Raw genomic sequence first — 6,415 nt, 5'->3', positions numbered from 1 at the left:
CCGCCGTGAAAATACCGGAATCAAGCGCCCGGATTTTGCGTGCGATCGCGGCAAAATCCCCTTCTTCCGCTTCAAGCTGCCTGAAAACCGGCACATAATAGCCGACATTCTCGGCTTCCGCCGCCAGTTCGTCGGAACCGGGCCCCGCAGTTGAGGCGGTTCTCATATTACCCGTACAGCCGGCCAGCAGTGAAATCAATACAATAAAGAACAGCCGTGTCATATTCACGCTCCTAATACTGGTATGCGTATTTGCCTTCAATTGTAATGCGGTCGGAATTTATATACACATCGCCCCAGCGGGGGGAGTTTTTATCGGATACATAAAGCCAGCCGCCATTTGTATGCCCGACCGCGTCATATAAATCCCTGCCGTAAACATCCTTGTCCAGCACATAAACCCGCCCGCTGGCGGGCCCCGGCATAACAGCCACTTCCGGGATCGCCTGCACATATTTGGGAGTCAGTTTCTTCAAATCAGGCGGATAGGCGCTGTTATCTATAAAATACATACGAATCGCGGCGCGCAAAACCTCCAGCTTGTTTCGGGCCATCTGCAGAAACAGTTCTTTGCGCCGGTGCGGTTCTTTCACCGCCGCGCGGTAGAGGTCGGCGTCCAGCGTTTCCAGCTCGGTTATACGGGCCATCAGTCCGGTTTTTTCTTTCGCTTCGGACGCAAGAATTTTTGCAAGCGCGGTTTTGGCATCCTGATATTCCCGCCCGGCGTCGCCCGGCGCCTCCGCCACAGACGGAACGCACAACTGCACCGCCAGAAATATTGCCGCCAGGTATTTCATGTGCCCTCCCGTTTTAGTATAGCAATTTGCACCGCCGTCATTAAATGTCCGCACTGAATGAAGCATGAACGGAGATCTGTTTTATCAGTCGTATCAGTATTTGTATTGACAGCATACCCCAGCTTATCTAAAGGATATTGACAAGTCGTATCATATATGATACAATGTTCTCAGAAATTTAAAAAGCGGCGCAACTATTGGCCCGCACCGCGCCAACGGGGCAAATTGACCATGAAACGGAAAATAAACAGCAAAAACTCCGCCGAAAATAAAAAAACCGCCGCAACCGCCCGCAAAAACATCATGCAGGCCGCAACGCGGGCCGGCGCAATGCAAACTCCGGGGTATTCCCGGCCCGGCGCGGACAATGGCCGCAAGAACGCGGCGCCCCGGTCCGGCGCGGAACTCCCCGCCGCGCCGGACTCTTCCGTACGGCCCGCCGGCGAGAGCGCGAAAACCGCGTTCCTCCGGGCCCTGCCGCGCGCCGGCGGAGTGGCGCACGCCATAAAGGAAAGCGGGATTGAACCCTGTCTCCTTTATTATTGCCTTGAGCATGACGAAGCGTTTCGCCGCGAATTCGACCGCGCGGTAAACACCAAACTGGAACTGGAACTTATTGACCGGACGCTTGAGGGAAAGCCCGCCGGGCTGTTCAGCTTCACGCTGCCCGCCCGGATGCCGGAAAAATACGACGCGAAATACGATCAGCCGCAGGACGCCACTCCGCCAGTTGTCGTTTACGAAGCCCCAAAATCCGCCCGCAAAACCGCCGGAGCAAAATGAGCATAACGCGCGTTTTCATTACTCCCGTTTTCGAACGCAACCTTAACGCCGCAAAAAAAACCGTGGTGAACATCGGCGGAGCGCGCTCGTCAAAATCGCACAGCGTGGCGCAGCTGCTTATCATGAAAGCGTGCAACGAGCGCAATAAAAACATCGGGGTCGCGCGCAAAACCAGACCGGCGCTGAAAATGACCGCAGAACGGCTCGTGCTCGATCTTTTGCGCCAGTACGGACTTTACAACCCCGCCGCGCACGCCAAAACCGATCATTATTATGAGCTTAACGGCAACCGTATGCAGTTCTTTTCGCTCGACGACCCGGAAAAAATCAAAAGCGCGGAATTCAATTATCTGTGGCTTGAAGAGGCAAACGAATTCACTTACGAGGATTATCTCATTCTGCTTACCCGCCTCTCCGGCAAAACCGGCAGAGGGGAAAAAAACAGAATGTTCCTGACGCTGAATCCATCCGACTCGACCGGCTGGATCCCCGCCAAACTGCTGCAGCAGCCGGAGGTGGAGGTTATCCGCTCCAGCTACCGCGACAACCCTTTTGTGCAGAGCGACTACATCGCCGTTCTGGAAAGCCTCAAGGAACAGGATGAAAACGCCTACCGCGTTTACGCGCTCGGCGAATGGGGCCGCGAGGACAACACCGTGTTTTCCAACTACACGTTCACTGACGCGTTTCCCGAAACCGCCGACGACACGGTGTGGGGCGTGGATTTCGGCTTCAACAATCCTTCCGCCGTTACCGAGGTGCGCGTCAAGGACCGGGAACTCCACATCCGCGAGGCGCTGTATGAAACCCGGCTCACCACCGCCGGAATAATAACCGCGCTTGAAAGCCTTATCCCGCACGGCTGTCGGCACCAGTGCATTTACGCCGATTCCGCCGAGCCTGACCGCATACAGGAAATAGCCGCTGCGGGGTTTAACGTGTTCCCGGCGGAGAAATCGGTCAGCCTGGGGATTGACGCGTTAAAACGGTTCCGGCTGAACATACTGAAAGAATCGGTCAATCTCGCCCGGGAAATTAAAAGCTACCGCTGGAAAAAGGATCTGAACGGGCAGGTTCTGGACGAACCGGTGAAATTCAACGACCACGCGCTCGACGCGTTGCGCTATGCGGTTTATTCGCACGTTAAAAACGGCAGCCTGCTGCCCGCCGTGACTGTATTCTGATCAAACTACGCTGAAAAAGGAGAGGTCGCATGAAATGGTTTCAAAATCTTCTGGACAAGCAAATCTCGAAGCTGGGGTACGCAAAAAACTATCTTTCCCCGGCGGGCGCGTGGCCGCTGGAAGCGGGAATAAACCCGCCCAAGCTGCCGGATCCGTCAGGCCACGACTTCTATCCCTATATGCGCGCCTACGCCGACAAGGCCTGGGTTTACGCCTGCGTATCCGCCGTGGCGAACGCCGTGGCGGGTTCGGAATTCTGCCTTAAAAACGAAAAGGGCCGGATTGTGGACGATCACCCCGCGATGCAGCTGATGTACAGGCCCAATTCGTTCATGTCAGGGCGGGAATTGCGGGAATGGATTATCGCCTCGCTCGAGCTGACCGGCAACGCCTACATCCTCAAAGACGCACGGGTTAACGGGCGGCCCGGCGAGCTGTTTCCGCTGATCAGCCATCTGGTCGAGGTGGTGCCGTCGAAAAACCCGCAGAAGCCGATTGACGGGTACCGCTACCGCGTGTCCGGCAAAACCGCCTGCTACAAGGCCGACGACGTGATCCACTTCCGCTATTTCAACCCGTTCGACTTCTTTTACGGGCTGGCTCCGCTCGCCGCGGCCCGGTTCGCCGCGGACACGCTGTGCGCCGCCGAAAATTACAACCGGGCGTTTTTTGAAAACTCCGCCACGATTTCCGGCATACTCTCAACCGACAGCAAGCTCGACGCCGCCACCCGCGAGCGCATCATGCGGGCCTGGAATGAAAAGTATCGGGGCCCTGAAAAAGCACACCGCGTGGCGCTGCTGGAGGGGGGGCTGTCGTGGCAATCAACGGGTATGTCCCAGAAAGACATGGACTTCGTAGCGGCCATGAAACTCAACCGCGAAACGGTGCTGGCCATCTTCCATGTGCCTCCCGCAATGGTGGGGCTGTTCGAATACGCGCCCCAGTACAACACACAGGAACAGCAGCGCATTTTCTGGCAGAACTGCGTGATGCCGAAAACCACCCGGATAATGGAAACGCTGACCGAATTCCTGCTGCCGGATTTCGATCCCGGCGGAAAACTTTATTTCGACCCGGACTTCTCCGGCGTATCCGCCCTGCGCGACGACGAAACCGCGCGTTCGCAGGCCGCGGAAACTTATTACCGTATCGGCTTTTCGCGCGAGGAAATAACCGAGGCGCTGGGCCTGCCGTTCCCGCGCAAAGCCAAAGGACTGCCGAAACACTGCCGCTAACTGAAGTTTCGCGCGGCAATGATTTTTCACCGGGGCTGCCGCCCCGGCGCGGGCAACCGCGGCCAAATTTCGGAGGAACCATGCAAAACCATACACGCATACTGGGCACGCAGGACGCCCCGGCCGTGAAAATCCTGCCCATAACGGGCGCGAAAATCACCGCCGAAAACGGCAAAACCTTCATTGAGGGCTACGCCAATACGAAAAACCAGCCGGACCGTTACGGCGACATTCCCGCCGTCTACCGCGCAAAGCGCGACTATGTGTACGAGCTGGCGCAGTTCGTGAAAAATCCAGTGCTGCTGGTGGATCACGTCAACAGGATAGATCATGTGGCGGGTTCCGTGCGCGAAATACACGAAGACAGTCACGGGCTGTTCTTCCGGGCCGAGTTCTCCGGCTCGGACTGCCCCGTCGTGAAACACGCCCGCGAGGTCTACACCGAAGGGCACGCCAGAGGCATATCCATCGCCGGACGGTTCCATTTCGAAGACGAAAGCAACCCCAGCCTGCTGACGCTGGCGGAAATTTTCGAAATCTCGCTGGTGGCGGTTCCGGCTGACCCCAACGCGCTGGCCCAGGCACTAAAAAAAGCGCTGCGGACCGGGCTCGCCCGCATCAAAGAAGAACTCGACTCGCTCACCCGCGCTGCAAAACCGCGCCCTAGCCGCTAATCCGGGCCGCGCCGCGCGGCCCATAAACAAGGAGCAATCATGAACGAATACAACGAAGTAATGCAATCCATCACCGAGCTGCGCAAAACGCTGGACACACGGCTCGATGACTGCATCACCCGCGAAAAAGCCGAAAAACTGGCCGAGGATGCCGTGCGGCGCATTGCGCCGGAAAGAAAAGCCGTGCTGCCCGACACCGAAACCGCCATTATGGAACGCGCGGAAAGTTTTAAAAAGTCGGCGCGCAACACTCCCGAACGGCCCTGGAATTCGGAATACGGCCGCAAGTTCGGCAACATGCGCAACTTCCTGCTGGCGGCAAAAAACCGGCTCGCCATTACCGGCGAAGGCAAAAGCGTGCTCGCGGAGGGAACCTCCAGCGCGGGCGGCTATCTGGTGCCGACGGAGTTTTCCGCGCAGGTGGTGCGGCTCATGCAGGACAGCTCGGAGCTGATCAGCCACTCCAACGTGATTCCGATGAGCTCGTGGAAACGCCAGATCCCCAAGCAGATCAGCAATGTTAGCGTAGGCTGGGCTATTGAATCCGCCGCGCGGACCGCGACGGCCCCGTCGTTCGGGCAGATCGAGCAGGTGGCCAAGGTGATGGCCGCCGTCATTAAATGCACCGACGAACTGATACGCGACAGCGCAATCAATCTCACGGAGTTCCTGTCCGAACTCGTGGCGGAAGCGATGGCGCTGGAAATCGAACGCGTCGCGCTGGCGGGCAGCACGGTGGCCGGAGATCCGTTCAACGGCATACTCTACGCATCCGGCGTAAACAGCGTGAGCATGGGGAGCACGTCGGTTTCTTTCGACGATATAGCCGACCTCGTGTTCTCGCTGTCGGACGCTTATGCCCGCGACGGCGTTATCGCCCTCTCGCGCACGGGCCTGAAAAAACTCATAAAACTCAAAGACACCCAGGGCAGCTACATCTGGCAGCCGCCCGCGGGCGACATGCCCGCCACGCTGTGGAACACGCCCTACATCATCTGCAGCCAGATTCCCTCCGACCTCGGCGACAACAGCGACCTGACCGCCGCCATCTTCGGCCGGTTCAACCGCTACATGCTGATCTCGCCGCGGCAGGAGCTGGAAATAAAGGTGTCGCAGGACGCGTCCGACTGGGACAACTCGGCCCTGCAGTCCGCCTTCATGCAGGATCAGACGTGGCTGCGCTTTACGCAGGCGATGTCCATTGACGTCGCGCACGGCGCGGCGTTCAGCTGCCTGAAGTTCAAATAAGGAGACTACGTCATGCCAAAACTCGTGCTGAGAAAAACTCTCAAGGCATTCATGGGCTACAAGGCCGGCGCCGTTATCCAGCTTTCGCCGGAAGACGCGCAAAGGCTGGAAACGCAGGGACTTGTAACACAGCTTAAAGCGAAAAAATCCGCTTAACCAAACCCGTCCGGCGGGAGCGCGCGTTTCCTCCCGCCGGACGGAAACCGGAGAACAAATGGCAATCTCAACATACAGCATCACCACTCTCGCGGCGGTAAAAACTTTCCTGAAAATATCCGACCTCGACACTTCCCGGGACGGGCTTCTGGAAGCGCTCATTGATTCCGTAAGCGAAGCCGCCGAAAATTACACGGGCAGGCTGTTCGTCAAGCGCACTGTTGTGGAGGAAACCCACTACTGCGACGGAAGCACCCTGCAGCTGAACCATTATCCCGCGCTTTCTGTTTCCGAGCTGGAACAGGGCGGAGAAACAGTAAACCCCGCCGAATATA

The 6,415-nt window shown here is 57.6% G+C and carries 9 protein-coding genes; 7 read left to right on the top strand and 2 right to left on the bottom strand.

Annotated elements, in window-relative coordinates:
- Together PHW69_09430 and PHW69_09425 are read right to left on the bottom strand one after the other, a co-directional pair.
- On the bottom strand, positions 1–223 hold a 223-nt coding region (locus PHW69_09430; protein ID MDD4005403.1), incomplete at its 3' end, for a hypothetical protein.
- A 10-nt stretch (positions 224–233) separates the two neighbouring features.
- The gene (locus PHW69_09425) at positions 234–797 is read right to left on the bottom strand and encodes a hypothetical protein (protein ID MDD4005402.1); all 564 of its coding nucleotides are present in this window, start codon (positions 795–797) and stop codon (positions 234–236) included.
- Positions 798–1,028: 231 nt separating this feature from the next.
- Here PHW69_09425 and PHW69_09420 point away from each other — a divergent pair, with 231 nt between their 5' ends.
- From PHW69_09420 to PHW69_09390, 7 genes are all read left to right on the top strand, one after another.
- Positions 1,029–1,580 carry a hypothetical protein gene (locus tag PHW69_09420; protein ID MDD4005401.1) on the top strand — a complete coding sequence of 184 codons (552 nt, stop codon included), beginning with the start codon at positions 1,029–1,031 and terminating at the stop codon, positions 1,578–1,580.
- Positions 1,577–2,764: a PBSX family phage terminase large subunit gene (locus PHW69_09415; protein MDD4005400.1), complete on the top strand. Its 1,188-nt coding sequence runs from the start codon at positions 1,577–1,579 to the stop codon at positions 2,762–2,764. The genes PHW69_09420 and PHW69_09415 overlap by 4 nt, the downstream gene beginning before the upstream one ends.
- A gap of 29 nt (positions 2,765–2,793) precedes the next feature.
- Entirely contained in the window at positions 2,794–4,002 is a 1,209-nt protein-coding gene (locus tag PHW69_09410; protein ID MDD4005399.1) for a phage portal protein, read from the top strand.
- A gap of 80 nt (positions 4,003–4,082) precedes the next feature.
- A complete protein-coding gene (locus PHW69_09405) occupies positions 4,083–4,676 on the top strand; it encodes an HK97 family phage prohead protease (GenBank protein ID MDD4005398.1) in 594 nt (197 codons plus the stop codon).
- Between the two features lie 39 nt (positions 4,677–4,715).
- A complete protein-coding gene (locus tag PHW69_09400) occupies positions 4,716–5,924 on the top strand; it encodes a phage major capsid protein (GenBank protein MDD4005397.1) in 1,209 nt (402 codons plus the stop codon).
- 12 nt (positions 5,925–5,936) lie between these two features.
- Positions 5,937–6,080 carry a hypothetical protein gene (locus tag PHW69_09395; protein ID MDD4005396.1) on the top strand — a complete coding sequence of 48 codons (144 nt, stop codon included), beginning with the start codon at positions 5,937–5,939 and terminating at the stop codon, positions 6,078–6,080.
- Positions 6,081–6,138: 58 nt separating this feature from the next.
- Positions 6,139–6,415, top strand: a 277-nt coding sequence (locus PHW69_09390; protein MDD4005395.1) for a phage gp6-like head-tail connector protein, incomplete at its 3' end; no start/stop codon positions are given.

The sequence above is a fragment of the Elusimicrobiaceae bacterium genome, assembly GCA_028700325.1.
GTDB lineage: Bacteria > Elusimicrobiota > Elusimicrobia > Elusimicrobiales > Elusimicrobiaceae > JAQVSV01.
The sequence above is the reverse complement of the archived record's forward strand: the minus strand, read 5'-3'. Positions and strand labels throughout refer to the sequence as shown.

Excerpts from the sequence above, each read along its gene's own strand:
- PHW69_09425 (MDD4005402.1), bottom strand. The coding sequence starts at position 797 with ATGAAATACCTGGCGGCAATATTTCTGGCGGTGCAGTTGTGCGTTCCG.
- PHW69_09420 (MDD4005401.1), top strand. The coding sequence starts at position 1,029 with ATGAAACGGAAAATAAACAGCAAAAACTCCGCCGAAAATAAAAAAACC.
- PHW69_09415 (MDD4005400.1), top strand. The coding sequence starts at position 1,577 with ATGAGCATAACGCGCGTTTTCATTACTCCCGTTTTCGAACGCAACCTT.
- PHW69_09410 (MDD4005399.1), top strand. The coding sequence starts at position 2,794 with ATGAAATGGTTTCAAAATCTTCTGGACAAGCAAATCTCGAAGCTGGGG.
- PHW69_09405 (MDD4005398.1), top strand. The coding sequence starts at position 4,083 with ATGCAAAACCATACACGCATACTGGGCACGCAGGACGCCCCGGCCGTG.
- PHW69_09400 (MDD4005397.1), top strand. The coding sequence starts at position 4,716 with ATGAACGAATACAACGAAGTAATGCAATCCATCACCGAGCTGCGCAAA.
- PHW69_09395 (MDD4005396.1), top strand. The coding sequence starts at position 5,937 with ATGCCAAAACTCGTGCTGAGAAAAACTCTCAAGGCATTCATGGGCTAC.